The 24,302-nt window shown below is 75.2% G+C and carries 22 protein-coding genes and 1 tRNA gene; 16 read left to right on the forward strand and 7 right to left on the reverse strand.

What is annotated here, in order from left to right:
• Nucleotides 1-244: 244 nt before the first annotated feature.
• Entirely contained in the window at nt 245-649 is a 405-nt protein-coding gene (locus tag Cpa01nite_RS16785; protein WP_203670013.1) for a helix-turn-helix domain-containing protein, read from the reverse strand.
• A 923-nt stretch (nt 650-1,572) separates the two neighbouring features.
• Here Cpa01nite_RS16785 and Cpa01nite_RS16790 point away from each other — a divergent pair.
• Complete coding sequence (locus Cpa01nite_RS16790; protein ID WP_203670014.1) at nt 1,573-3,039, forward strand: site-specific integrase; 1,467 nt, start codon at nt 1,573-1,575, stop codon at nt 3,037-3,039.
• A gap of 17 nt (nt 3,040-3,056) precedes the next feature.
• On the opposite strand, the gene Cpa01nite_RS16795 is transcribed toward Cpa01nite_RS16790, so the two are convergent.
• Nucleotides 3,057-3,129: transfer RNA gene (locus Cpa01nite_RS16795), tRNA-Arg, on the reverse strand.
• Nucleotides 3,130-3,302: 173 nt separating this feature from the next.
• Between Cpa01nite_RS16795 and Cpa01nite_RS16800 the strand changes: the two genes are divergently transcribed.
• The 3 genes from Cpa01nite_RS16800 (at nt 3,303) to Cpa01nite_RS16810 (ending at nt 7,298) form a co-directional block, all read left to right on the forward strand.
• On the forward strand, nt 3,303-4,094 hold the full coding sequence (locus tag Cpa01nite_RS16800) for a phosphatase PAP2 family protein (protein WP_203670015.1): 792 nt from the start codon (nt 3,303-3,305) through the stop codon (nt 4,092-4,094).
• A gap of 189 nt (nt 4,095-4,283) precedes the next feature.
• Nucleotides 4,284-6,980 (forward strand): metallophosphoesterase, encoded by a 2,697-nt coding sequence (locus Cpa01nite_RS16805; protein WP_203670016.1) that lies wholly within the window; start codon nt 4,284-4,286, stop codon nt 6,978-6,980.
• A 96-nt stretch (nt 6,981-7,076) separates the two neighbouring features.
• Entirely contained in the window at nt 7,077-7,298 is a 222-nt protein-coding gene (locus Cpa01nite_RS16810; RefSeq protein WP_203670017.1) for a hypothetical protein, read from the forward strand.
• Nucleotides 7,299-7,437: 139 nt separating this feature from the next.
• On the opposite strand, the gene Cpa01nite_RS16815 is transcribed toward Cpa01nite_RS16810, so the two are convergent.
• Nucleotides 7,438-8,757, reverse strand: a complete 1,320-nt coding sequence (locus Cpa01nite_RS16815; protein ID WP_239068872.1) for a threonine/serine exporter family protein — start codon at nt 8,755-8,757, stop codon at nt 7,438-7,440.
• A 137-nt stretch (nt 8,758-8,894) separates the two neighbouring features.
• Here Cpa01nite_RS16815 and Cpa01nite_RS16820 point away from each other — a divergent pair, with 137 nt between their 5' ends.
• The 9 genes from Cpa01nite_RS16820 (at nt 8,895) to Cpa01nite_RS16860 (ending at nt 17,559) form a co-directional block, all read left to right on the forward strand.
• Entirely contained in the window at nt 8,895-10,496 is a 1,602-nt protein-coding gene (locus tag Cpa01nite_RS16820) for an MFS transporter (protein ID WP_203670018.1), read from the forward strand.
• 44 nt (nt 10,497-10,540) lie between these two features.
• Nucleotides 10,541-11,617: an aminopeptidase P family protein gene (locus tag Cpa01nite_RS16825; protein ID WP_203670054.1), complete on the forward strand. Its 1,077-nt coding sequence runs from the start codon at nt 10,541-10,543 to the stop codon at nt 11,615-11,617.
• A gap of 79 nt (nt 11,618-11,696) precedes the next feature.
• A complete protein-coding gene (gene gadC / locus Cpa01nite_RS16830) occupies nt 11,697-13,196 on the forward strand; it encodes a glutamate/gamma-aminobutyrate antiporter GadC (protein WP_239068873.1) in 1,500 nt (499 codons plus the stop codon).
• The gene (locus tag Cpa01nite_RS16835) at nt 13,196-13,642 is read left to right on the forward strand and encodes a hypothetical protein (RefSeq protein WP_203670019.1); all 447 of its coding nucleotides are present in this window, start codon (nt 13,196-13,198) and stop codon (nt 13,640-13,642) included. The genes gadC and Cpa01nite_RS16835 overlap by 1 nt, the downstream gene beginning before the upstream one ends.
• A 3-nt stretch (nt 13,643-13,645) precedes the next feature.
• Nucleotides 13,646-14,986 (forward strand): dipeptidase, encoded by a 1,341-nt coding sequence (locus Cpa01nite_RS16840; protein WP_203670020.1) that lies wholly within the window; start codon nt 13,646-13,648, stop codon nt 14,984-14,986.
• 175 nt (nt 14,987-15,161) lie between these two features.
• Nucleotides 15,162-15,818, forward strand: a complete 657-nt coding sequence (locus tag Cpa01nite_RS16845; protein ID WP_203670021.1) for a DUF4142 domain-containing protein — start codon at nt 15,162-15,164, stop codon at nt 15,816-15,818.
• Nucleotides 15,815-16,579, forward strand: coding sequence for a class F sortase (locus tag Cpa01nite_RS16850; protein WP_203670022.1), 765 nt, complete (start codon nt 15,815-15,817; stop codon nt 16,577-16,579). The genes Cpa01nite_RS16845 and Cpa01nite_RS16850 overlap by 4 nt, the downstream gene beginning before the upstream one ends.
• Before the next feature lie 77 nt (nt 16,580-16,656).
• The gene (locus Cpa01nite_RS16855) at nt 16,657-17,334 is read left to right on the forward strand and encodes an ArsR/SmtB family transcription factor (protein WP_203670023.1); all 678 of its coding nucleotides are present in this window, start codon (nt 16,657-16,659) and stop codon (nt 17,332-17,334) included.
• 3 nt (nt 17,335-17,337) lie between these two features.
• Complete coding sequence (locus tag Cpa01nite_RS16860; protein WP_203670024.1) at nt 17,338-17,559, forward strand: hypothetical protein; 222 nt, start codon at nt 17,338-17,340, stop codon at nt 17,557-17,559.
• Between the two features lie 164 nt (nt 17,560-17,723).
• Here Cpa01nite_RS16860 and Cpa01nite_RS16865 read toward each other — a convergent pair whose 3' ends face one another.
• The 3 genes from Cpa01nite_RS16865 to Cpa01nite_RS16875 all read right to left on the reverse strand — a co-directional run bounded on the left by Cpa01nite_RS16865 (nt 17,724) and on the right by Cpa01nite_RS16875 (nt 20,981).
• Nucleotides 17,724-18,419, reverse strand: coding sequence for a response regulator (locus Cpa01nite_RS16865; protein ID WP_239068874.1), 696 nt, complete (start codon nt 18,417-18,419; stop codon nt 17,724-17,726).
• Complete coding sequence (locus Cpa01nite_RS16870; RefSeq protein WP_203670025.1) at nt 18,407-19,669, reverse strand: sensor histidine kinase; 1,263 nt, start codon at nt 19,667-19,669, stop codon at nt 18,407-18,409. The genes Cpa01nite_RS16865 and Cpa01nite_RS16870 overlap by 13 nt, the downstream gene beginning before the upstream one ends.
• A gap of 94 nt (nt 19,670-19,763) precedes the next feature.
• Nucleotides 19,764-20,981: a sensor domain-containing phosphodiesterase gene (locus Cpa01nite_RS16875; RefSeq protein ID WP_203670026.1), complete on the reverse strand. Its 1,218-nt coding sequence runs from the start codon at nt 20,979-20,981 to the stop codon at nt 19,764-19,766.
• A 193-nt stretch (nt 20,982-21,174) separates the two neighbouring features.
• Here Cpa01nite_RS16875 and Cpa01nite_RS16880 point away from each other — a divergent pair, with 193 nt between their 5' ends.
• Both Cpa01nite_RS16880 and Cpa01nite_RS16885 read left to right on the forward strand, forming a co-directional pair.
• Nucleotides 21,175-21,657, forward strand: coding sequence for an OsmC family protein (locus tag Cpa01nite_RS16880; protein WP_203670027.1), 483 nt, complete (start codon nt 21,175-21,177; stop codon nt 21,655-21,657).
• A complete protein-coding gene (locus tag Cpa01nite_RS16885) occupies nt 21,657-22,397 on the forward strand; it encodes a hypothetical protein (protein WP_203670028.1) in 741 nt (246 codons plus the stop codon). Before Cpa01nite_RS16880 ends, Cpa01nite_RS16885 begins: the two co-directional genes overlap by 1 nt.
• Nucleotides 22,398-22,525: 128 nt before the next feature.
• Here the strand turns inward: Cpa01nite_RS16885 and Cpa01nite_RS16890 are convergent, their stop codons facing one another.
• Nucleotides 22,526-23,518, reverse strand: a complete 993-nt coding sequence (locus tag Cpa01nite_RS16890; protein ID WP_203670029.1) for an aldo/keto reductase — start codon at nt 23,516-23,518, stop codon at nt 22,526-22,528.
• Between the two features lie 193 nt (nt 23,519-23,711).
• Here Cpa01nite_RS16890 and Cpa01nite_RS16895 point away from each other — a divergent pair, with 193 nt between their 5' ends.
• Nucleotides 23,712-24,260, forward strand: a complete 549-nt coding sequence (locus Cpa01nite_RS16895) for an SRPBCC family protein (protein ID WP_203670030.1) — start codon at nt 23,712-23,714, stop codon at nt 24,258-24,260.
• Nucleotides 24,261-24,302: the final 42 nt, after the last annotated feature.

The raw sequence follows: 24,302 nt of genomic DNA on the forward strand, positions 1-24,302 counted from the left end.
GGGCCCGCAGGGCCCCAGCAACAACCCCAAGCCCCACAGGGCAGTAGGGGCTGCGAAACGTTGCTCTGGTGTTCTGGTACAGAGCTCTATGGGCCCGTAGGGCCCCATGCGTAGAGACTGGGAGCAGGCTCTAAGCCAGAGTTCTACACCTACGTCATATGGCACAGGTGACGTGTTTACGTCGGCCGGCGCTCGAATCTGCTTGACCACGCTGGCGTCGGACGACGACGCGCTCGGGCCACAGCTACACGATCGAGCGCGTCCGATCCTGGAAGTTGTCCGGCATCAGCTGGACCGCGGATGCCTCCGCAGCCGCCGATCGGACTGAGTCCTGCACGTCGGCCAAAGACGCACTGGGACTGGCGAGTCGGTAGTGCGACGTAGAACAACGGCCCCGGCCAGACAACACCTCGATGAACCAGCCGTCGCGCACTGCCTGGCGGATGGCCCTCCCGACGGTCGAGACACTCAATCCGGTCTGCGCGGCGATCGTTGCCTGTGACGGCCAAATCCACTGACCCGTGGCCGGGTCCGCGTAGAGCGCGAGCGCGATGATCGACGCTTGCTCGGCCGGAGTCTGATGTCCATGCGGCGCGACATGCCACGCTGCGAGCCACGCCTCGCGCCCGACCGGCGAGCGGGCGCTCACGCGCCAGCCCTCGGGCTCGGCTGCGGACCCCGGACGTCCGCGCTGTCCGGGCGCGGGTACTCGCTGGGGTCCTCGCCAGACGGATTGATCCTCCACGCGCTAGCACGAACAGCTCTGCCCGAGACTGAGCGCCATCCGTTGAGCTTCTGCAGCGGGAGCTGAGCCACCACCGCAAGACAAGAGTCGCAGGGCGGCCGGGTGGTCTCGGCGAACCCGAGCTGGTGTCCCCACGCCAGCTGGGCGGCGCACGCGTGGCAGATCCCGAAGGCGAGCGCGTGGTTCTTCACGCGCTCCCAGGTGCGGGCCTGCTCGATCGTCTCGGGCAGAGTCGTAGCCGACGGACGCGGCTGCGGATTGGCGCTCACGCCGCGCCCTCCCGCTCAATCATGAAGGCGGTGAGGTGGCTCAGCAGGTAACGCCGCGCGCGGCCGACGCGCGCACACGGCACCCCAGCACGATCACCCTCCGCGTACAGCCAGCGGGTAGTCACACTCAGGTGCTCAGCAGCACGGTGGATATCGACCCACCGCTCGGGCGACGGGGACAGCGCCTTCGGCGCGCGGTCATACAACGAAGACGACATGGATCACTCCAGGGGCCGGACGAGCGCGTCGAGGCGCTCGTCGATCACGATGCGGAATCCCGTCGCGCCGGGTGCGTCTGCTACCGAGCGCCGTGGCGCTCCTCGCTGCGTCGTGACCCTGGGTCGGCTCCCCTGCACGCGAGGTCGGCTCCGTGCAGCGGTCTCTGGCATACGCCAGTCACCAAGCCTCGACCTCCAGTAGCTGGAGGTGTCAGCGGTTCTCGGTTGCAGACCGTACGTCGTGCGGATCATCCCGGGCAACCACACCGAATTGATTCGTCGAGGTTCACCCGTTCGGCCTAACGCACCGCAAACCAGCGACACCCGCTACAGTGCTCACGTGGCATACGTGGAACAGCGGAAGCGGGCAGGCGCCGGCGGCAAGGTTGAGCTGCGCTACGTCGGGCGCTACCGCATTGACGGCCGACTCAAGAGCACGCGCACCTTCAAGGTGAAGCGAGACGCACTTGCGGAAGCCGAAGCCCAGGAGCGGGCAGGCAAGTCGTCCGAGTGGGTCGACCCCAGCTTGGCGAGGGTGACCGTTGACGAGTGGTTCAGACTGTGGCAGGGCGCTCGATCCGGACGCGCTCCACGAACCACCGAGGCCGAGACCGAGCGATATGCCTCCTTGATCGCGCCGGCTTTCGGCTCCACGATCCTGCGGCGGCTCGACTACAGCGACATCGCGACATGGGCCGCCACCATGCGCAGCAAGCGCACGGGTGACGTCGCTTCACAGGCCCGACGACGTGACGCCGTGCGCCTGCTCGTCCAGATCCTCGACGGGGCCGTCGATTCTCGACGTCTTCGCCATAACCCCGCTCGCACGCCGTCGGGCAAGGTTCCTTACCTCCCCCGCGCTTCCAGATCGAAGGAACACCGCTACCTCTCCAACGAGCAGCTCCGGCGTCTGGTCGACGCTGCCGGAGCCGGGGAAGGGAGCGCGCTCATCCTCTTGACCGGCCTCACGGGGTTGCGCTGGGGCGAGCTATCTGCGCTCTTGGTGGAGGACGTCGACCTGCAGCGGGGGCGGGTGTCGGTTCGCCGCGCGTACACCAGGTTGGACAGCGGTGCGCTCGTGCTTGGCGACACCAAGACGCACGCTCGGCGGGAGGTGCCCATCGGAGGAACGCTACGCGCTCGCCTGCAGCCGCTACTCGCGGGGAAGAGGAAGTCCGAGCTGCTCTTCACCAGCCGCACGGGAGAGCCACTCCGACGCGAGTCGTTTACCCGAAGCACCTTCCAGCCAGCCGTGCGTGCAGCTGGTGGTGCTGTGACCGCCCTTCAGCGAGCCCTCGGGCTCCCCGAGGCGTCGGTAACAGGGGTCTACGACGAACGCACTCGCCTGTCAGTTATCGAGCTGCAAGCCCGGGGCGGCATCAGCCCGACGGGCGTGTGCGACCCCGAAACGTGGGCGCACCTCGCAACGGAGGACCGTCAGTGCAGAGCCGGGATGACCCAGGGCGAGAAGGTGAGCCGCACGAGGCAACTAGCCACGCTCACGCGCATGACGCTTGCGCCCGGGGCTGAGGACTTCGCCTCCCTGACGTTCCACGATCTTCGTCACACCGCCGCTTCCCTCGCTGTAGCCAACGGCGCCACCGTGAAGGCCGTGCAGCTGATGCTGGGCCACGAGAGCGCCAAGCTGACCCTGGACACCTACGCGGGGCTGTTCGAGTCGGACCTCGACTCGCTAGGGGCAACCATGTCCGATGCGTTCGATGCGAGCGCCGCTCACTATGTGCTCACCGACCCAGGTCCGAGCGTCAGCGAGACGATCCGCAGCGACGAACCAAACCCAGCCTGAAGTGCACCAACACTGAGTGCGCCTGGGCAGATTCGAACTGCCGACACCCGCTTTAGGAGAGCGGTGCTCTATCCACTGAGCTACAGGCGCACGGGACCGGTGGGAGACCGTGGACGTCCGACCGGCGCCGTGTCGTCCGCGGGCGGCCCGGGTCGGGGCGCTGCGGACGCGTGCAGCCTATCGCGGCCGGGCGTCGGCACGGGGACGTCGACCCCGGGACGCTCCGCCGCGCGGGGGACGCGCACCCCTGCGACGATCACCCGATGCCCCGCGAGCCCTGGTACCGGCAGGTCGTCCCCACCGCGACGCGGACCGCGCGCGCCGTCTGGGCCCGCCGCTCGGACCTCCGCGACCCGAGCTCCCGCGCCGCGGTCGTCATCGGCGCCCTGCTGATCGTCCTCGGGGTCACCGTCCTCCTGGTCGTGCACGACGCCGTGCAGGAGGGCGACGACCTGGCCGAGGTGGACACCCCGGTGCTCGACTGGCTGGTCGCGGCGCGCGGCCCCGCGATGACGGCGTTCCTGGAGGCGGTGTCCGCGGTGACCGGGCCGAGCGTGCTGCCGGCGGTCGTGGTCGTCGCCTGCGTGGTGTGGGGCGTGGTCACGAAATCCTGGTGGCAGCCCGCGCTGCTCGCCGGCGCGATGATCCTGTCCACGCTGGTGTCCGTGGTGCTGAAGTCGGCGATCGCGCGCCCGCGGCCGCCGCTCGACACCATGACGGTGCCCGGGTCCGAGACCACGTACTCCTTCCCGTCCGGGCACACCGTCGGGACCGCGACCTTCCTGCTCACCGCCGGCTACCTGATCTGGATCCGCAGCCCGCACGTGCGGTCGCTGGTGCTGTGGGCGCTCGGGACGCTCGCGGGGATCGCGCTCGTCGCCGGCAGCCGGCTGTACCTCGGGTACCACTTCCTCACGGACGTCACGGCCGGGTTCGCGCTCGCGGTGGCGGTGCTCGGGGTGGTCGTCGTGGTCGACCGGCGGCGCGCGGTGCGGGCCGCGCGGATGACGGCCGGGGCCGGCGGCGAGGACGCGGGGGCGACGCCGGCGGGCTGACGCCCTCGGCGGCGTCGGCTCGCGGCTGCGGGCTGCTCCGGCGACGCACAGCCTGTACCCAGCAGCCGCTTTCACCCGCGGGTCACGCACGGGCCCACGCGACGTCACGCGGTGTTCAGAACCGCTGGCCAGGGTGGTGCGGCGCGCCCGAACCCGGCGCATGACCACCACCCCACCGGAGACGCTCCCGTGCGACCTCACCCTGCCCCGACGCCCCCGCGCGCGTCGCGGCGCGCCCCCGCCCGCGCCCTCGCGGCCGTCGCCGCCACGGCCCTGGCCGGCACCCTGCTCGCGGCGGCGCCGCTGGCCGCGACCGCCGCCGGGCCCGCCCCCGCGGCGCCCGTCCTACCGGCCGCCGCGTCCGACGAGCCCGGCTCGCGCTTCACGCTCGCCGTGCTGCCGGACACGCAGTTCTACTCGCGCTACTCGGCGGACCAGTTCCTCCCCCGCTACGGCACCGACCCGTTCCGCGAGCAGACCCGGTTCCTGGTCGAGCACGCCGACGAGCTCAACATCCCGTTCGTCACGCACCTCGGCGACGTCGTCGACCGCGTCGGGCAGACCCGGGAGTGGGAGGCGGCGGACGCGGCGATGCGCACGCTCGAGGAGGGCGGGCTGCCCTACTCGATCCTCCCGGGCAACCACGACGTGCGGAACTCGGACGACCAGCTCGACGACACCGACTACGACCTCGCGAACGAGCCGTTCCTGCAGTACTTCGGCCCGGCGCGCGCGGCGACCCAGGCGACCTACGGCGGCAGCGACCCGACCGGGATGAGCCAGTACCACGTGTTCGAGGCCGAGGGCCAGGAGTTCATGGTGCTCGCGCTCGCGTGGCGGGTGTCGGACCAGACGATGCAGTGGGCCAAGGACGCGATGGCCGCGCACCCCGACGTGCCGGTCATCCTGACGACGCACTCGCTGCTCAACATCGACGCCGACCAGACCTCGCCCCGGGACACCGAGTACGGCGAGGAGCTCTGGAACAAGCTGATCAGGGGCAGCGACCAGATCTTCCTCACGTTCAACGGCCACTTCCACGGCGCGACCCAGCAGACCCGCACGAACGACTTCGGGCACTCGGTCACCAACGTGCTGATCGACTACCAGATGGCCTACGAGGGCGGGAACGGCTACCTCGGCCTGGTCGAGTTCGACCTCGCGCACGACACGCTGACGATGCAGACCGCGTCGCCGTGGGTCACGGCCAAGCCGCAGGAGACGCTGACCAGCTACGACCAGCCGTTCCTCGAGGGTCCGAACCAGCAGTTCACGCTCGACCTCGACTTCTCGGCGCGGTTCGCCGGCTTCGACCCGGACTTCGGCCCCGGCGCCGGCGTCTGGCCGTCCCTGACCCAGAAGGCGCGGGACGTGCTGCTCGACGGCTTCGTCGGCCCCGACCCGGTCACCACGGAGGCGCCGGGCAACGCGCTCGACTTCCCCGAGGCCGAGGGCACCGTCGCGCACTGGCGCATGAACGAGCTCCCCGCGGGCGTCCTGCCCGAGGGCGGCACCATCCCCGACGTCGCCGGGGACAACGACCTGACCCGCGCGACCATCGCCGCGTCCGGCTCCGCCGAGGCCCAGCCCGGCGACGTGACGGTCGTCCGCGACGACGTGCACGGCTACTCGTCCGACGGCGCGGCGGTGTGCTTCGCCAACTCCTCCGCGGCGCGGTTCAGCTACCTGACGACCGCCGCCGACGCGCCGGCGAACGCCGAGACGTTCCCCGAGGGCTACACGATCGAGACGTTCCTCCAGCTCGACCCGTCCTGGACCGCCGACGCCAACGGCTGGTCCAAGGCCGTCGTCCGCTCCGGCGACCGCTCGCAGCTCCCGGGCATGCCGTGGTCGCAGTGGGACTACACCGCGTCCCCGGTCGCGCTCGGCATCTCCAACCTGCGCGAGTTCCAGTACACCGAGGTCCCCGCGATCACGACCAAGGGCGACCGCACCGCGTGGTCCGGCGAGATCATGGTCGACAGCTGGTCGCACGTCGCGCTCGTCAACGACCCGGCGACGTCCACCACCACGATGTACATCGACGGCGCCCCGGTGCTGCGCAACGCCACCGACACGCTCGGCCACTCGATCCAGGCGGACATGCCCTGGCTGCTCGGCTCCGACTGGGTCGACGGCGCCGCCCGCAACGGCTGGAACGGCTGCATCGGCGAGACCCGCGTCATCGACCGGCCGACCGGGCCGTCGGAGTGGCTGACGCAGCGCGCCGACCTCACCGGCCTGACGGTCGACGCGCCCGCCGGCGCGCTGCCGGCCGGCACGCAGGTCACCGCGCTGTCCGGCACCGGGTTCCCGGGCGCCGTGGTGCGCGTGGCGGACGGCGCGGCGACTCAGACGGTGGAGGGTGCCGTGGCGGGTGCCGCCGCCGGCGCGACCGGCGCCGAGGTCCGGACGGCCGCGCTGGCCGCGGCCGCCGCCCCGGCGTCGCTCGCGGGCGAGACCGTGGTCGGCACCGACGGCCGGTGGACCCTGGCCTACGCCGGGGCCCTGCCCGCGGGCGACTACGCCGGGTCCGTCGTGCAGGCCCTCGGCGCGCGCACGTCCGCGCCGCTCGGCGTGGCGTTCTCGCTCGCCGCGGCGCCGGCTCCCGACCCGGTCGACCCGCCGGTCGACGGCGGCACGGGTGGCGGCACCGGCGGCGGGACGGGCGCCGGCGGCGGCGCGGGTGCGGGTGCGGGTGCGGCCGCGGGTACGGGCGGCACCGGCTCGGGCTCGGGCAGCACCGCCGCGGGCGGCCGCGGCGCGCTCGCGACGACCGGCGCCCAGGTGTCGGCCGCCGTCGCGGCGGCGCTCGCCCTGCTGGCGCTCGGCGCGGGCGGCGTGGCGCTGCGGCGCCGGGCGACGACCGAGGCCCAGGAGGACTGACCTCCGAGAACGGGCGCGGGGTGCGGCGGCGGGGCTCCGTCGCCGCACCCCGCGCCCGCGAGCGGGCAACCGACACGTCGAGCGAGCGTCCAGCGGATGCTCGCCCGACGTGTCGCGTGCACCGGCGGCGGCGTCCGCCGGTCGGCCGCACCGGCCGGTGCCGTGCCGGTGGCCGCGGCCGCGGGACCCGCGCGCGGCGCCGAGCTGGCCCGCACCGGCGCCGCGGCCGGACCCGTGCTGCTCCTCGGGCTCGGCCTCCTGCTCGTCGGCGTCGGCACGCGTGCCGCGCACGCGTGCCCGCGGCGTCCCGCGGGGTAGGCGCTCGGGCCCTCCGCTCGGGTGTACCCGGTGGACGCACGACCGGGACGTACCCGTCTCCGTCCCAGGTACACCGCGTACTCGCCGCGGTGAGGCGTGCCCGGGGCCGTCGTCGGCGCACCGGGTGCCCGCCCGCCCGCTACAGCCCCCGCCACCCGCCGGTCGCCCGCCCGACCCGCTCCGAGATCCCGCTCCCCACGAGCACGCCCGCGGCGATCGCCACGATCGTCAGCAGCGCGTTCAGGAAGTCCCCGAGCCCCGCGGCGGCGTCCGCCCCGACGATCTCGGTCACGCCCTCGAGACCGAGCGCCCCGGGCACGAGCAACCAGAACGCCGGCAGGAACGTCACCGGCACCGGGGGCCCGCTCGGGCGCTGCTGGATGGCGTACGCCACCGGCAGCACGACCGCCCCGGCGGCGAACGACGCGCCCAGCGGGTTCAGCACCAGGCCGGCCCCGGCCTGCACGCCGTACGCGACGCCGAGGACCACGAGCAGCCAGGGCAGCGCGCGCCAGGGCACCGCGGAGGACAGGAGCACCCCGATCCCGAACACCGCCACGCCCACCCACGGCGCCCACGGCCCCAGCGGCTCCGCGGGCGGGGGCGGACCCGGCGGCCCGGCGAACTCCACGCCGAGCGCGATGCCGAACGTCAGCAGCAGCAGCCGCTCGAGCCCGTAGACCAGCCGCGCCGAGCCCGACAGCATCGACCCCGACGCCAGCTCGATCGTCGCCATCGTCAGCGCGGCGCCGGGCAGCAGCGTCACCAGGGTCGGGATCACGATGTCGAGCGGTGCCGACCCCACGACGGGCTCCGACAGCCGGAACACCAGCCACGTCACCAGGGCCGCCGTCAGCATCGGCAGCACGACCGCGATCGCGTGCGACCGCTCGCCCCAGAGCGTCAGCACCCCGACCAGCAGGCCGAGGACCACGTACGCCGGGAGCGCCGCGGCCGTGGGGTTCAGCAGCAGGCCCAGGCCGAGCACCATGACGCTCGTCCCGACCACCCGCAGCCAGGACGGCAGCCGCGGCCGCGCGGCCAGCAGCGCGCGCAGCCGCGCCACGGCGTCCGCGACCGCCAGCCGCGCGTGCCGGATGTCGTCGATCAGCCGGTAGAGCGCGTCGACCTGGTCCAGCCGCAGCGCCGCGTTCGGCGCCGGCGCGAAGTCGACCCGGGTGGCGTCGCCGGTCTCGATCCGGACGAACACGCCCGTCGGCAGCACGAAGAACCGCACCCCCGCCGCCCCGTACACCGACGCGACGTCGTCGAGGATCAGCGCGACCCGGTCGGCGGCATCACCCGCCCGCTGCATCGCGACGCCCAGCCGGCGCAGCAGGTCGAGGACGGCCTCGGGCGGCTGCTCGGCCACGCGGGGCGCCTCGACGGCCGGGCGGGACAGCAGCCCGACCAGGGCGGACCGCGCCCGCGCGATGCCGCGACGCCCCGGTTCGGCCACCTGACCAGGATGTCGACGACGCCCGGGACATCGCTCACCCCCGCGGGGTGATCGGCACGAGGGGTCCCGCGGCCTACCGTCGAGCCAGCCGGGCGGACCGGGGCCACGTCCCGGCAGGGCGCACGAGGGGGGCGGACATGAGCGACGCGCGCACCACGGCGAGGGGCGCCGGAGCCGTCCTGGCGGCCACGTGCCTGTCCACGCTGGTGGTCAACGCCAACACCTCGGCGGTGAGCATCCTGCTCCCGGCGATCAGCGCCGACACCGGGACGTCCGTCGACACCCTGCAGTGGGCGGTGACCGGGTACTCGCTGGTGGGGGCGGCCGTGATCATCACGGCCGGGTCGCTCGGCGACGTGTTCGGCCGCAAGCGGGTGTTCCAGCTCGGGCTGCTGCTGTTCGTGCTGTCCTGCGTGCTGATCGCGCTGTCGACCGACGGGACGGGCGTGATCGTGGGCCGGCTGATCCAGGGCGCCGCCGGGTCGACGATCCTGGCGTGCGGGCTGAGCCTGCTGTCGGTCGCGAGCGACGGCGAGGACCAGCTGCGGGCGGTGTCGCTGTGGGGCGCGGCCGCCGCGGTCGGCGCCGCGGCGGGACCGCTGCTGGGCGGCGTCCTCGTCGACCTCACCGGGTGGCAGGGGCTGTTCTGGATCGACGCCGGCGTCGGGGTCGTCTGCATGCTCATGACCTACGTCACGGTCGCCGAGTCGAAGGACCCGGACCGGCCGCGGTCGATCGACTACCTCGGCACCGTCCTGGTCGCGCTGACGCTGGCGCCGCTGATCCTCGGCGTGAGCAAGAGCGGCGACTGGGGCTGGCTGTCCGCGGCGACGATCGGCTGCCTCGCGGTCAGCGTCGTCGCCGGCTGGCTGTTCGTCGTCGTCGAGAAGCGGGTCGCCGTGCCGCTGCTCGACCTCGCGCTGCTGCGGAACCGGATCCTGGTCGGCGCGACCCTGGCGATCCTCATCGGCGCCGGCACGATCAACGGCCTGATGTACCTGCTCAGCCTGTACTTCCAGGACCCGGCGGCGCTCGGGTTCAGCTCGCTGGAGGCGGGGCTCGCGACGCTGCCGGCGACCGTCGGGCTCGTGCTCATCGCGCCGCTGGTGCCGCGGCTGACCAAGCGGGCCGGCGGCCGGCAGGTGATCGGCGTCGGGTTCCTGCTGACCACGGCGGGGTTCGTGGTCGTCGGGTTCGTGCAGGCCGGCTGGGGGTACGGGGCGTTCCTGCTGCCGCTGGTCGCGATCGCCGTGGGGATGGGCCTGTCGAACGGGCCGTCGTCGTCGGCGGCGACCGCCGCCGTGCCGGAGGAGCAGGTCGGGTCCGCCTCGGGCGTGTCGAACATGGCCCGGTACGTCGGCGCCGCCGTGGCGACGGCCATCGCGGCCACCGTGTACGCGTCGGTGGGCGCGGACCGGACCGCGGCCGGGGCGTCGCCGTCCGACGCGCTCGCGTCCGGGCTCGCCGCCGCGGCCTGGGTGATGGCCGCGCTCAGCGCGCTCGGCATCGTGCTGGCGGTCGTCGCGATCCGGCGGCACCGCGCGGCCCAGGGCACCGTGCTCGACGCCGCCGCGTCCGCCTCGGCGCACCTGCACACGCTGCCGACGTCGGCGGCCGGGTCGGGCGGGCCGGGCAGGACCGGGGCGCCCGGCGCACCGGCCGGGACGGCGCCGCCCCGCCGCGCCCGCGGCGACCGCCCGCGCCCGCCGGCGTCGAGCACCCCGGGAGCCCCCTCGTGACCGCCGCCCCCGCCCCGTTCACCCGCGACGACTACGCCGCGCGCATGGCGCGGGTCGCCGCCGACGCCCGCACCGCCGGGCTGGACGGCGTGCTCGTGACCCCCGGCCCGGACCTCGTGTGGCTGACCGGCTACCGCCCGACCGCGATCACCGAGCGCCTGACCCTCCTGGCGGTGGGCGCGGACCGCGAGCCGACCCTGGTCGTGCCGGCGCTCGAGCGCCCCGACGCCGAGGCGGCCGCCGGGACCGGCGCGACCACGCTGGTCGACTGGTCGGACGGCGCGGACCCCTACGCCGCCGCGGCCGCGCTGCTCCGGGACGGCGCGCGGTACGCCGTGTCCGACAGCGCGTGGGCGCTGCACCTGCTGGGCCTGCAGGCGGCGCTGCCCGGCGCCGCGTTCCACGCCGTCACCGACCGGCTGCCGATGCTCCGCGCGGTGAAGGACGCCGACGAGCTGGCCCGGCTCGCCGCCGCCGGTGCGGCCGCCGACGCAGCCTACGCCGAGATCCTCGGCGTCCGGTTCGCGGGGCGGCGCGAGACGGACGTCGCGCACGACCTCGCCGAGCTGCTGCGCGCGCACGGGCACGAGCAGGTCGACTTCACGGTCGTCGGCTCGGGGCCGAACGGCGCGAACCCGCACCACGAGGCCGGCGACCGGATCATGCGGGACGGCGACTGCGTGGTGCTCGACTTCGGCGGGCTGCTGGCCGGCTACGGGTCGGACACCAGCCGGACCGTCAGCGTCGGCGAGCCGTCCGCAGAGGTCCGCGAGGTGCACGACGTGGTCCGGCTGGCCCAGCGGGCGGGGGTCGACGCGGTCCGCCCCGGCGTCGCGTGCCAGGACGTCGACCGCGCCGCGCGCGCCGTGATCGAGGACGCGGGGTACGGCGAGCGGTTCATCCACCGCACCGGGCACGGCATCGGCGTGACGACGCACGAGCCGCCGTACGTGGTCGCGGGCGAGGAGCTGCCGCTGGTGCCGGGCATGTGCTTCTCGGTGGAGCCCGGCGTGTACCTGCCCGGCCGGTTCGGCGTCCGCATCGAGGACATCGTCACGGTCACGGCCGACGGCGTCCGGCGGCTCAACACCAGCCCGCGCGACCTGCGGGTCGTGTCGTGATGTACCCCGCGGAGGTGAGGTGCGGCCCCGCGCGGGCGCGGCACCGTGGCGGGGCCGGACCGGATCCGAGGAGGCGTCGATGAGCGCGATGGATGTTCCCGCCGGGCGGCACGCGGACGTGAACGCGCCCGTCGACGCACCGCCCGCCGAGGGGCCGCCCACGGGGCGGACGGCGGTCCCGGCGACCCAGTGGATCTCGTGGGTCGCGCTGGCGATGATGACGACGAGCTCGGTGGCGAGCCTGCGCGCCGCCCCGACGATGGCCGTGTACGGCCTGGCCTGCGTGTTCCTCTACCTCGTGCCGGCGATCGTGTTCCTGCTGCCGACGTCGCTGGTGTCCGCGGAGCTGGCCTCGGGCTACAAGGGCGGCATCTTCAACTGGGTGTCCCGCGGCATCTCGAAGCCCATGGGCTTCCTGGCCGTCTGGTGCCAGTTCGCGATGACGATCTTCTACTACCCGAGCCTGCTCGGCTTCGTCGCCAGCACGCTCGCCTACGTCATCAACCCGGCGCTGGCGACCAGCGGCGTGTGGACCGCGTGCGTGATCGTCGTCGTCTACTGGTCCGGGGTGTGGGTGTCGTCGCGCGGCACCTCCGGCGTCGCCGGGCTCGCCTCCGGCGGGCTGATCATCGGCACCCTCATCCCGGGCGCGCTGCTCGTGCTGCTGGGCGTGGTGTTCCTCGGGCAGGGCAACGAGTCCGCCGCGCCGATGGACGCCGACCACCTGCTGCCCGCGTGGGCCGGGCTCGCCTCCCTGGTCCTGATCGTCAACAACTTCCTGTCGTACTCCGGCATGGAGATGAACGCGGTGCACGTGGGGTCGCTCAAGAACCCGGCACGGGAGTTCCCGCGGGCGATGTTCCTGGCCATGGCGATGGTGCTGGTGATCTTCATCCTGCCCGCCCTGGTGATCAGCTGGATCGTCCCGGCGGAGGAGCTCTCGCTGACGGCCGGCGTCATGCAGGCGTTCGACCGGGTGCTCGCGGTGTTCGGCATGCAGGCGCTCACGCCGGTGCTCGGGATCATGCTCGTCGCCGCCTCGCTCGGCGGCATGCTCACCTGGCTCGCCGGTCCGTCGAAGGGCCTGCTGCTCATCTCCCGCCAGGAGGGCTACCTGCCGCCGTTCCTGCAGCGGCTGAACAAGCACGGCGTGCAGCAGAACATCCTGGTCACCCAGGGCGTCGTCACCACCGTCATCGCGCTGGGCTACGCGCTCATCCCCGACGTGTCGAGCGCGTACTGGATCTTCTCGGTGATCACCACGCAGGTGTACCTGATCATGTACCTGCTGATGTTCGTCGCGGCCGTGCGCCTGCGGCGGCTCGAGCCGGACCACCCGCGCGGCTACCGGGCGCCGATGCTGGTCGGGCTGTGCGGCGTGGGCTTCGCGGCGTCGCTCGCAGCCCTGCTCGTCGGCTTCATCCCGCCCTCGCAGTTCGGCGGCGGCAGCACCTGGACCTACCTGCTGATCGTCGGCGGCGGGGCGCTCGGGCTCGGCCTGCTCGTGCCGTTCCTGTTCTACCGGATGCGCAAGCCGTCCTGGCGGCAGCCCGACGCGGTCGACGAGGAGGTGGCGTGATGAGCGCCGGCGACACCACGCGGACGCCGAAAAACACGGTCGTGTACGCCGTCGCGGCGGGGCTGCTGATCCTGCTGGTCCTCGTCGCCCTGCTCACGTTCCGCGAGGCGCGGCAGACGGCCCGGGCGGAGGACCGGGCGGACGAGCTCATCGCCGTCCTGGAGGAGGCGGGGGTCGAGCGGCTGCCGTCGCGGGAGAACGTGGTCCGGGTGCTCGGCGAGGACGGCGGGGCCGCCTGCCAGGACCCCGCGCACGGGCTGCGCCAGGCGACCCTGCACTCGATGCTGATGAACGGGGCGAGCGGCCCCGGCATGCGGCCCGTCATCACCGACAGCCGGCTGCTGCAGGGGCAGCTCGCGATCATGGAGGTGTACTGCCCCGACGAGCTGGACGCCGTCCGCGCGCAGCTGGACGAGCTCCGCACCGCCGACGTGGTGGGGGGCTGACCGGTGGACGTCGCCGCGCGCGTCGCCGCGCAGATGCCCCGGGTGCGCGACGACCTCGCCGCCCTGGTCGCGCTGCCCTCCGTGGCCGACCCCCGCCAGTTCCCGCCCGAGGGCTGCGCGAAGGCCGCCCACTGGGTAGCCGACGCGTTCCGGGAGGTCGGGTTCGCGGACGTCGGCCTGCACCCGACCGCCGACGGCAGCCAGGCGGTCGTCGGCTCCCGGCCGGGGCCCGAGGGCGCGCCGACCGTCCTGCTGTACGCGCACTACGACGTGCAGCCGCCGCTGGACGACGCGGCGTGGCGCACGCCGCCGTTCGAGCTGACCGAGACGGGCGGACGCTGGTACGGCCGCGGCGCCGCCGACTGCAAGGGCAACATCGTCATGCACCTCGCGGCGCTCCGGGCGCTCGGGGACGACGTCCCGGTCACGCTACGCCTGGTCGTCGAGGGCTCGGAGGAGCAGGGCACCGGCGGGCTCGAGGACTTCGTGCCCCGGCACGCCGACCTGCTGCGGGCCGACGCGATCCTGGTCTGCGACACCGGGAACGCGGCCGTCGGGGTGCCCGCGGTGACGGTCAGCCTGCGCGGGATGGTCAACGTGGTGGTGCGCGTCGAGGCGCTGCCGACCGAGCTGCACTCCGGCATGTTCGGCGGGCCCGCGCCGGACGCCCTGGCGGCGCTCGTCGAGATCCTCGCGTCGCTGCGGGACTCCGACGGGAACACGACCGTCGAGGGGCTCGACGCGTCGCAGACCTGGCGCGGCGCGCCGTACGACCCGGACACCTTCCGCGCAGACGCGCAGGTCCCGGGCGGGGGCGCGCTGCTCGGCTCCGGCTCGGTCGCCGACATGCTCTGGGCGCGGCCGGCGCTCACCGTGCTCGGGATCGACTGCCCGCCGGTCGTGGGGTCGACGGCCGCGATCGTGCCGCGCGCCGCGGCCCGGCTCAACCTGCGCATCCCGCCCGGCACGCGGCCCGACGACGCCCTCGCGGCGCTCACCGCGCACCTCACCGGCGCGGCGCCGTGGGGCGTCCGCGTGACGGTGGAGACCGAGGCGACCGGGTCGCCGTTCCTCGCCGCGACCGACGGGCCGGCGTACGACGCGATGCGCGCCTCGATGCGGGAGGCGTTCGGCCGGGACATGGTCCTGCTCGGCCAGGGCGGGTCGATCCCGCTGTGCACGGTGTTCGCGGAGACGTATCCGGAGGCGGAGATCCTGCTGATGGGGGTGGAGGAGCCTCAGGCGCTGATCCACGCGCCGAACGAGAGCGTGGACCCGGCGGAGATCGAGCACCTGGCGACGGCGGAGGCGCTGTTCCTGCAGCGGTACGCCGGGCGGGGGTGAGGCGCCCGGGGGCGGGTCGGGCGGTCGGCGGGCCGGGCGGCCAGCCGGTCGGGCGGCCGGCGGGCCGGGCGGCCGGCGGGTCGGGCGGTCGCCGCCCAGATGCGGTCCCGCCCGGGCGCACCCACGATGAGCGCAGCGGTCCAGAGTCGGGCCTCGGCATCCGAGGGGGACCGTCATGACGTCACTGCTCCGCCGCGCCACCCTGGCACTCGTCGCCACCACCGCCGCGCTCGGCCTCGCCGCCGGCAGCGCCGCCGCCCAGCCGAACGAGCAGGACCGGACCTGGCTGGTCGCCGCCCACCAGAGCAACCTCGCGGAGATCGCCGCGGGCCAGGCCGCCCTCCAGAAGGCGACCACCGAGGACGTGCGGATGCACGGCCAGATGCTGATCGACGACCACACCGCGCTCGACGCCGCCCTCACCCCGGTCGCGCAGCAGCTCGGCGTCGAGCTCCCCGCCGAGCCGACGCCCGAGCAGCAGGCGACGCTCGCCGAGGTCAGCGCGCAGTCCGGCGAGGCGTTCGACCGGGCCTGGGTCGAGGCCCAGATCGCCGGCCACCGCGCCACGCTCGCGGCCGGCGAGCAGGAGCTCGCGCAGGGGTCCGAGCAGACGGTCAAAGACCTCGCCGCGGCCGCCGCCCCGGTGGTGCAGAAGCACCTCGACGGGCTGCTCGCGACGGCACAGGAGCTCGGCGTGCCGACCTCGGTCCCGGCCGGGTCCGGCGGGCAGGCCGCGGCGTCCTCGGACGCGCTCGGACTCGCGCTGCTCGGCACCGGCGTGCTCGCCGTGGCCGTCGCCGGCGGCCTGGTGCTGCGCCGGCGCCGGGTGTGACCCTGCCGGACCTCGACCGTGGCCCCGGGCGCGAGCGCGCCCGGGGCCACGGTCGCGCCCGCCGGTGGGCGCCGGTCGCGGCGCTCGCGGTCGCGGGCGTGCTGTCCGCGGGCGCCGGGGTCGCGGTGCTGGCGTCGCCGCCGGCGCTGCGGGTGGCCGCGGCGGCGCCGGTGGTCGACGAGCCGGACGCGCCGGGTGCGGGGTCGCCGACCCCGGCCGCCACGCCGGCTGGCGAGCCGACGGCACCGGTCGACGCGCGACCCGTCGCGCCGGGCGCGTCCCCCGTGGCCCAGCCCGCCCCGGCCCTCGGGCGATCCGCCGTCGCCGCCCCGGCGCGGCTGGCCGTCCCCGACCTCGACCTCGCCGCCGACGTCGTGCCGGTCGGCGTCGACGACGGCGGGGCGCTCGAGGTGCCCGCCGACCCGCGCGTCGTCGGCTGGTGGTCGAGCGGGGCGGTTCCGGGCGCGCCGCAGGGCTCGACCGTGCTCGCCGCGCACGTGGACGCGGCGGGGGTTGGTGCCGGCCCCCTCGCGGAGGTGCTGCGGGCCCCCGTCGGCACCACCGTCGAGGTGGCCACCACCGACGGGTCGACCGTGCGCTACGCCGTGACGGAGGTCCGGTCGTACCCGAAGCAGGGCGGCCTTCCGCCCGACCTGTTCGCGGTCGACGGCCCGCCGCGGCTCGTGCTCATCACGTGCAGCGGGGCGTTCGTCGACGGGCGCTACACCGACAACGCGGTGGTGGTGGCAACCTCGCTCTGACGCGGCCGGGGGCAATCGCAAGAGTTCTTTCGCAACGATTCTTGCGCAAGGGTTGTTGCGGGTCTATCGTCGTCCCCATGACCACCACCGAGCACGCCGCGGACGACGCCTCCGGCACCGACGCCCCGCGCGGCGTCACCTCCGGCCCGTCCCTGCGCGTCAGCGACCCCACCCGCGTCCGGGCGCTCGCGCACCCGGTCCGGATGGACCTCCTGCAGTTCCTCGACGACGTCGGGGAGGCCACGGCCACCGAGTGCGCCGAGCACCTCGGCCAGACCGTCGCGAACTGCTCGTTCCACCTGCGCACGCTCGCCAAGGCCGGCTACATCGAGCCGGCGGAGCCGCGCGGCCGCGAGCGCCCGTGGCGCGTCGTCGCCCGCGAGCGCAACATCACGCCCGATCCGCTCGACCCGGCGTCCCGGCGCGCGGTCCTCGAGCTGGGCGAGATCTCGGTCCGTCGCGAGGCCGAGCGGTACATCGACCACCTCCGGCACGTCGACCACGACGGCGTCGTCGACCCGGGTCTCATCCCGCTGACCCAGCTGACCACGTCGGCGTTCTGGGCCACCCCGGAGGAGACCGCCGAGCTGATCGAGGGCCTGCACGCGCTCATGAAGCGGTTCGACGGCCGCACCGCCGACCCGGCACGCCGCCCCGGCGGCGCCCGCATGATGCGGCTGTTCACCGCGATCAACCCCGACATGGCCTTCGAGCCCACCGCCGAGGCCGCCCCCGCACCGCAGCAGGAGGACTGAGCCATGACCACGGTGACCTTCGACGTCAGCTACGGCACCCGCGCCGTGCCGCTGCGCCTGCCCTACCTGTCCGTCCGCCGCCGCCGGGCCGCGCGCGCCGCCGTGCCCGCGCCGACGGCCGACCCGATCGCCGCCGCCCGCGCCCGGGCCACGGCGGCGGCGCTAGCCGACCGCGACGCCGCGCTCGACCGGGCCCTGGCGCTCCGCGCGGGCGCCGGCGTCTGACGCCCGCGCCCTCCGCGCTCGCCGCGGCCGGCGGACCCGAGTGGGCACCGGACACGTCGAGTGGGCAACCACGGGATGCCCACTCGACGCGTCTCATGCCCACTCGCGGCCCGAGCGGCGCAGCGGGCGGGCGCCGCCGGGAGCCGGCGCACCGCGGCGCCGCGTCAGCCCAGGCCGGCGTCGTGCACCAGGCGGGCGATCTGCACCCGGTTCGCCACCCCGAGCTTCGCGAACAGGTGCGCCACGTGCGTCTTCACCGTCGCGACGCCGAGGTAGAGCCGCTCGCCGATCTCCTGGTTCGACAGCCCCTCGGCCACCGCGATCGCGACGTCCCGCTCGCGCGGGGTCAGCGGCTCGAGCGCCCGCAGCGCCGCCGCCCGGCGCTCCGCGTCCTCGGGCTTCGCCACGGACGCGATGAGCTGCGCGGTCACGGTCGGCGACAGGATCGGCTCGCCGGCGGCGACCCGGTGGATGCCGTCGACGAGCTGCGCGGGCGGGGTGTCCTTGAGCAGGAACCCGGCGGCGCCCTCGCGGAGCGCGCGCAGCACGAGCTCGTCGGCGTCGAAGGTCGTCAGCACGATGACCCGGGCCGGCGACCCGGCGGCGGCCAGCGACCGCAGCGCGGTCAGCCCGTCGACCCGCGGCATCCGGACGTCCATCAGCACGACGTCGGGGCGGAGCCGCTGCACGACCGTGACGGCCTCCGCGCCGTCGGCGCACTCGGCGACCACCTCGAGGCGCGGGTCGCCGCCCAGGATCATCCGGAGGCTGGCGCGGACCAGGGCGTCGTCGTCGACGACCACCACGCGCACGGCGTCCGCCGCGGCGCGGGCGGGCTCGGTCGGGGTCAGCTCGGCCACGGCAGCCACACTCTCACGGCGAACCGCCCGTCCCGCTCGACGCCGTGCTCCAGCGACCCGCCCAGCAGCTCCGCGCGCTCGGCCGCCCCGATCAGCCCGAGCCCGGCCCCCGGCGCCGGCGACGCCGCGGCGACCCCGACCGGCACGGCGTTGCGCGCCTCGACGAGCAGCCGCTCCCCCGGTGCCCCGGCCAGCCGCACCCGCACCTCCTGGCCGGGTGCGTGCTTGCGCGCGTTCGTCAGCGCCTCCTGCAGCACCCGGAACGCCGTGCGCGAGGCCGTCTCCGGCAGGCCCGCGAGCGCCGCGCGGTCGCCGCCGGGCAGCCCCGCCACGTCGAGCCGCGCGGGCGTCCCCGCCTCGTCGGCGTCGGCCAGCAGCGCGGGCAGCTCGGCGAGCGTGGGCTGGGGCGCCTCGTGCTCGGTCGGCACCACCGTCTCGTCGTCGGCGCGCAGGACGCCCAGCACCTCGCGGAGCTCGCCGAGCGCCCGGTGCGCGCTGTCGCGGATCGTCTCGGCGGACGCGGTGATCTGCGCCCGGGTCAGGTCCTCCCGGTAGGCGAGCCCGCCCGCCTGCATGGCGACCAGCGAGATGCGGTGCGCGAGCACGTCGTGCATCTCGCGGGCGATCCGGGTGCGCTCGGCATGCCGCGCCTCGGCGGCCCGCGACTCCTGGGCCCGCTCGGCGGCCTCCGCGCGCTGCCGCAGGGTGTGCAGCAGCTCGCGGCGCGCACCGATGTAGAAGCCGGTCGCGACGACCAGCGCGAGCAGCAGCAGGCTCGCCCCGAACGCGATGAGCGTGAATACCGGGCCGAGCTCGGCCACGCTGCCGGCGTCGAGCTGCCAGAACTCGTAGACGATGCCCGACGCCACCCACACGCCGCCGACGACCAGCACCTCGCGCCACCGGCGGCGCGTGCTGAGCGAGACGGTCGCCAGCACCGCGGGCCCCACCGCGAACCCGGAGAACGCCGTCGCCGCCGAGGTGAGCACCGCGATCAGCAGCGGGTACCGCCGGCGCAGCGGCAGCAGGCCGATCGTCGCCACGCCGACCGCGAGGTCGAGCAGGATGACCCCGCCGACCCGGGCCTCGTCGACGGGCTCGGTCGCCGTCAGGTCGGAGACCACGACGAGCCACAGCACGAGGCCGAACCCGACGGCGGCCAGGTAGCGCCACGTGCGCGACCACGGCCCGAGCCGCGGCGGCGGGGGCGGAGCGGCCACCGGGGCGGTCGCGGGAGGAGCGGTGGGCATGCCCCGAGCCTAGGAGCGGGCCGCGCGGCGGCGGATCGACCGGCGGGCTCGACCCGCTCCGCCCAAAGGTGGACCCGGCGCGGCCCGCGCGGGCTCAGCCCCCGACGCCGCGCAGCGCCACGTCGAGCGGCGCCGGCCGCCCGAGCAGGTACCCCTGCCCGTAGTCGACCCCGAGCTCGCGCAGCGTCGCCCGCTCGTGCTCCGTCTCGACGCCCTCGGCCACCAGCCACGAGTCGATCCCGCGGGCGAACTCAGCGACCGCCCGGATCAGCGCCCGGCGCACCGGGTCGAGGTCGCAGCCGCGGACCAGCGCCAGGTCGAGCTTGATCGCCGACGGCCGCAGCTGCAGCACGTGTCGGAGGCTGGCGAACCCGGCGCCGGCGTCGTCGACGGCCACCTGGTGCCCGGCGGCGCGCAGCCGGTTCGTCACCGCGGTCAGCGCCTCGTAGTCGTGGACCGGCGTGTGCTCGGTGACCTCCACCGCGACCGCGGGCCCGAGGCCGAGCACCAGGTCCGCGGTGCGCGGGTCCGCGAGCGCCTCGGCCGACAGGTTGATCGACATCCGCATCCCCGGCGGCAGGTCGGCGAGCCGGGCCAGCGCGCACTCGGCCGCCAGCAGCTCGAGCTCGACCGCCTCGCCGGCCGCGGCTGCGGCGGCGAACGCGTGCACCGGCGTCGGGAACCGCGCGGGGTCGAACCGGGACAGCGCCTCGACCGCGACCACCTCGCCGGTGCCCAGGTGCACGACCGGCTGGAAGACGCTGCGCACGTCGCGCTCGGCGAGCACGGCGCGGATCCACCGCACCCGCTCGCTGACCGCGGGCCGGTGCGGCAGGCCGTACGCGCCCATGCGGTCCTCGACCAGCGCGGCCGCCAGGCCGAGCACCCGCAGCGCGTCCTCGTCGAGCATGGGGTTCGCCCCGCGCGCCAGGCAGCACAGCATCCCGACCGGCGACCCGTCCGGGCCGCGCAGCGGGGCGCCGAGGTACGCGCCGATGCCGAGCTCCGCGGTCGCGGCGAGCTCGCGCGCCACGGGGTGCCGGCGCGCGTCGGGCAGCACGGGCGGGAGGACCCCGGACAGCACGCGCACGCAGTAGGTGTCGTCGAGGTCGCGCTCGTCGCCGACCGCCATCTGCATCGGGCCGGTCTCGGAGCTGGTCGCGAGCACCACCTCGGCGGACGCGGTGAGACCCGAGAGGAACGCGATGTCCATGCCGAGGTGCTCGCGCACGCGGTCCAGGACCTGCTGGACGTCCGGGTCGACGCGCACGCTCGCCGTCGGCGTCGTGCCCCGGTCCTCGTCCACGCTCATGCGGCCCCCGCTCGCACCCGCCGGGCCTCCGCTCGACCCGGCCGAACCCGAGCCAGCCTAGTGAGCCCCCACCGGGCCGCGACCGGGCCGCAGCCGGTCTGCCGCGGAACCACCCGACCGGGCGAGTCGCCCGCTCCGTCCGCCCACGGCGGATCCCCCTGCCGCATCCGGGACCGCGTGACAGGATCGGCGCATGGAGTCCCCGAACACCGGGCTCGCGCCGGAGACCGACGTGCCCGTCCCCCCTGCCTCCCCCGCCGCCGCGCAGCCGTCCCGGCTCTGGGTCGAGCGCACCGGCACCCGCACCTACACCGGGCGCAACGAGCGCGGCGCCGAGGTCCGCATGGGCCCCGTCGAGGCCGGCGCCGTGTTCACGCCCGGCGAGCTGCTGAAGATCGCGCTCGCCGGCTGCTCCGGGATGTCCGCCGACACCGCGCTGAGCCACCGGCTGGGCGACGACGTCGAGGTCACCGTCGAGGTCAGCGGCGACAACTACAAGCCCGAGGACCGGTACCCCGCGCTGCACGAGCGGATGGTCGTCGACCTGTCCGGCCTCGACGAGGCCACCAAGGAGCGGCTGCTGCGCGTGGTGCACCGCGCCGTCGAGCAGCACTGCACGGTCGGCAACACGCTCAAGGCCGGGGCGACCGTCGACCTCGAGATCACGGGCGAGTGATGGCGCTCCGCCGGACCCCGATCGTCGACGCGGCCCTCGACCGCGCCGTGACGATCCCGTCCGCCACCATCCACGCCCACGTCGACTCCGTCCGGCGCCGGAACCCCGAGGGCACGCCCGCGGAGATCATCGGCCTGCTCGAGCGGGAGTACCTGCTGGTCGTCCAGGGCACGGGCGGCGCCGTGGGCGCGGCCGCGGCGGCCCCGGCGGTCGGCACCGGCGTCGCGATGGCGCTGACCGTCGGCGACGTGGCGACGTTCTTCGGCGCGTCCGCCGCGTTCTCGCTCGCCGTCGCCAGCGTGCACGGCATCGACGTCGAGGACGCCGAGCGCCGCCGCGCGCTGCTGCTCGCGACGATCCTCGGCGAGTCCGGCGCGAAGGCGGTCACGGACGTCGGCGAGCTCACCGGGCTGCGGGGCCTGAACGTCGCCCGCGCGATCCTCACGCGGATGCCGACGGGCACGATCCGCCGGGTCAACGCGCGGCTCACCCGGCAGCTGTTCCGCAAGCAGCTCGCGCGTCAGGGCGGGCTCGCGCTCGGCCGGATGGTGCCGTTCGGCGTCGGCGCGGTCATCGGCATCACCGGCGGCCGCGCGCTGGGCCGCACGGTCATCCAGGGCGCCCGCAAGGCGTTCGGTCCGCCGCCGGACCGCTGGAGCGACAGCGTCCTGGTGGTCGAGGCCACGGAGGGCGCCCCGCGCGTCATCGAGCAGCCCCGCAAGCACCTCCCGCGCCGCTGACCGCGCGGCCCTGGCGCGCCGAGATGGCAACTCTCGGCTGTGCGCGCGCGCCGCACGACAGCCGAGAGTTGCCACCTCGGCGGACCTGACGACGCCGGGTCCCCCGCGGGGAACCCGGCGTCAGCGGGTCACCAGCGGTCGTGGACGTGGGACCTGATGCGCTCGTCGTAGATCGCACGGAACCGGTCCAGCGTGAACTCGTCCAGCGCCGGGATCAGCGCGGCGTCCGCGTTGCCGCGGGCCTGCTCGGCGTTGCGCGCGCCGGGGATCACCGTCGAGACGCCCGGCTGGTCGACGATCCACCGCAGCGCGAGCTGCGCCGTCGTCGCGCCGGCAGGCGTCAGCGCCGCGACCTCCCGGGCCGCGGCCACGCCGACCTCGAACGGCACGCCGGAGAACGTCTCGCCGACGTCGAACGCCTCGCCGTGCCGGTTGAACGACCGGTGGTCCGTCGCGGCGAACTCGGTGTGCTCGTCGTACTTCCCGGACAGCAGCCCGGACGCCAGCGGCACGCGGGCGATGATGCCCACGCCGGCCTCGGCGGCCGCGGGCAGCACGCGCTCGAGCGGCTTGCGGCGGAACGCGTTGAGGATGATCTGGATCGACGCCACGTGCGGGCGGGCGATCGCGGCGAGCGCCTCGTCGACCGTCTCGACCGACACGCCGTACGCGGCGATCCGGCCCTCGTCCACGAGCGTGTCCAGGGCGTCGTACGTGGCGTCCGTGCTCAGCACGGCGCTCGGCGGGCAGTGCAGCTGCACGAGGTCGAGCGTGTCGACCCCGAGGTTCGTCCGCGACCGGTCCGTCCAGGCCCGGAACGCGTCGAGCGTGTACGCCGCGGCGACGTGCGGGTCGGCCCGCCGGCCCATCTTGGTGGCGACCGTGATCGGCGCGGCGTCCGCGGGCCGCTCCCGCAGGAACCGCCCGATCAGCGTCTCGCTCCGGCCGTCGCCGTAGACGTCGGCGGTGTCGAAGAACGTCACCCCCGCGTCGGCCGCGGCGGCGAGCACCGCCAGCGCGTCGTCCTCGGCCACCTCGCCCCAGTCGGCGCCGAGCTGCCAGCAGCCCAGCCCCACCACCGAGACGTCCCGTCCTGTCCTGCCCAGCGTCCTCGTCTGCACGGGCCGAGGCTACCCCGCGCGATTCACCCCGGCGCGCCTGGGTGCCTGCACCCAGCACCGACCTCGGCGGACGCGATTCGGGGCGACCGCGGACGATGCCAGAGGGGAAGATGGTCACCGACGCGCCCGGGGCCGACGCGGGGCGGACCGCCCCACCCCGGGCACGCCGCACCGACCGGGGACGAGGGCGACGATGATCACGCGAGACCGGGACCGCACGCCGTGGGCGCGCGTCTCGCGGCTGCTCCCCCTGGACGCCGAGCGCGCCTGGGACCTGGTCGCCGACGCGCGGCACCACACCCGGTGGGTGCCGCTGACCCGGGTCGACCTGACGCGCCCCGGGGCGGAGGCCGCCGGCCCGGGCTGGGAGCGCTGGCCCGGCGGCACGTCCCCGCAGGTCGGCGACGAGATCCGCGCGGTCAGCGGCCCGTTCGCCCGCCGCGGCGCCCCGGGCCTGGTCGACCGGATGCGCATCGAGCGGTACGAGCGCCCGCTCGGCGCCGTCCCCGGCGTCGCGGTGTTCCAGAAGCTCGGCCCGGTGCTGCTCGGCACCGCGCGGATCGAGGTCGAGGCGGCCGGGTCGTCGGCGCGCGTGACCTGGACCGAGACGGTGCACCTGCGCGGGCTGCCGCCGGCCGCGACCCGGTGGCTCGGCGCGCTGCTGGTCGAGGGCATGCTGCAGCTCGTCCTGGCCCGCGCGGTGCGCGAGGCGGCGCACGGCACGCAACGAACCGCCGCCTGAGCCCGCGATCGCGCAACGAAGCGGTGGTGCCCCCGCAACGTC

The sequence above is a fragment of the Cellulomonas pakistanensis genome (assembly GCF_016862755.1).
GTDB classification, from domain to species: Bacteria; Actinomycetota; Actinomycetes; order Actinomycetales; family Cellulomonadaceae; genus Cellulomonas; species Cellulomonas pakistanensis.

Excerpts from the sequence above, each read along its gene's own strand:
- Cpa01nite_RS16855 (WP_203670023.1), top strand. The coding sequence starts at position 16,657 with ATGACCACCACCGAGCACGCCGCGGACGACGCCTCCGGCACCGACGCC.
- Cpa01nite_RS16835 (WP_203670019.1), top strand. The coding sequence starts at position 13,196 with ATGAGCGCCGGCGACACCACGCGGACGCCGAAAAACACGGTCGTGTAC.
- Cpa01nite_RS16810 (WP_203670017.1), top strand. The coding sequence starts at position 7,077 with ATGCTCGCCCGACGTGTCGCGTGCACCGGCGGCGGCGTCCGCCGGTCG.
- Cpa01nite_RS16885 (WP_203670028.1), top strand. The coding sequence starts at position 21,657 with ATGGCGCTCCGCCGGACCCCGATCGTCGACGCGGCCCTCGACCGCGCC.
- Cpa01nite_RS16880 (WP_203670027.1), top strand. The coding sequence starts at position 21,175 with ATGGAGTCCCCGAACACCGGGCTCGCGCCGGAGACCGACGTGCCCGTC.
- Cpa01nite_RS16870 (WP_203670025.1), bottom strand. The coding sequence starts at position 19,669 with ATGCCCACCGCTCCTCCCGCGACCGCCCCGGTGGCCGCTCCGCCCCCG.
- Cpa01nite_RS16875 (WP_203670026.1), bottom strand. The coding sequence starts at position 20,981 with ATGAGCGTGGACGAGGACCGGGGCACGACGCCGACGGCGAGCGTGCGC.
- Cpa01nite_RS16895 (WP_203670030.1), top strand. The coding sequence starts at position 23,712 with ATGATCACGCGAGACCGGGACCGCACGCCGTGGGCGCGCGTCTCGCGG.
- Cpa01nite_RS16820 (WP_203670018.1), top strand. The coding sequence starts at position 8,895 with ATGAGCGACGCGCGCACCACGGCGAGGGGCGCCGGAGCCGTCCTGGCG.
- Cpa01nite_RS16845 (WP_203670021.1), top strand. The coding sequence starts at position 15,162 with ATGACGTCACTGCTCCGCCGCGCCACCCTGGCACTCGTCGCCACCACC.
- Cpa01nite_RS16800 (WP_203670015.1), top strand. The coding sequence starts at position 3,303 with ATGCCCCGCGAGCCCTGGTACCGGCAGGTCGTCCCCACCGCGACGCGG.
- Cpa01nite_RS16825 (WP_203670054.1), top strand. The coding sequence starts at position 10,541 with ATGGCGCGGGTCGCCGCCGACGCCCGCACCGCCGGGCTGGACGGCGTG.
- gadC (WP_239068873.1), top strand. The coding sequence starts at position 11,697 with ATGAGCGCGATGGATGTTCCCGCCGGGCGGCACGCGGACGTGAACGCG.
- Cpa01nite_RS16860 (WP_203670024.1), top strand. The coding sequence starts at position 17,338 with ATGACCACGGTGACCTTCGACGTCAGCTACGGCACCCGCGCCGTGCCG.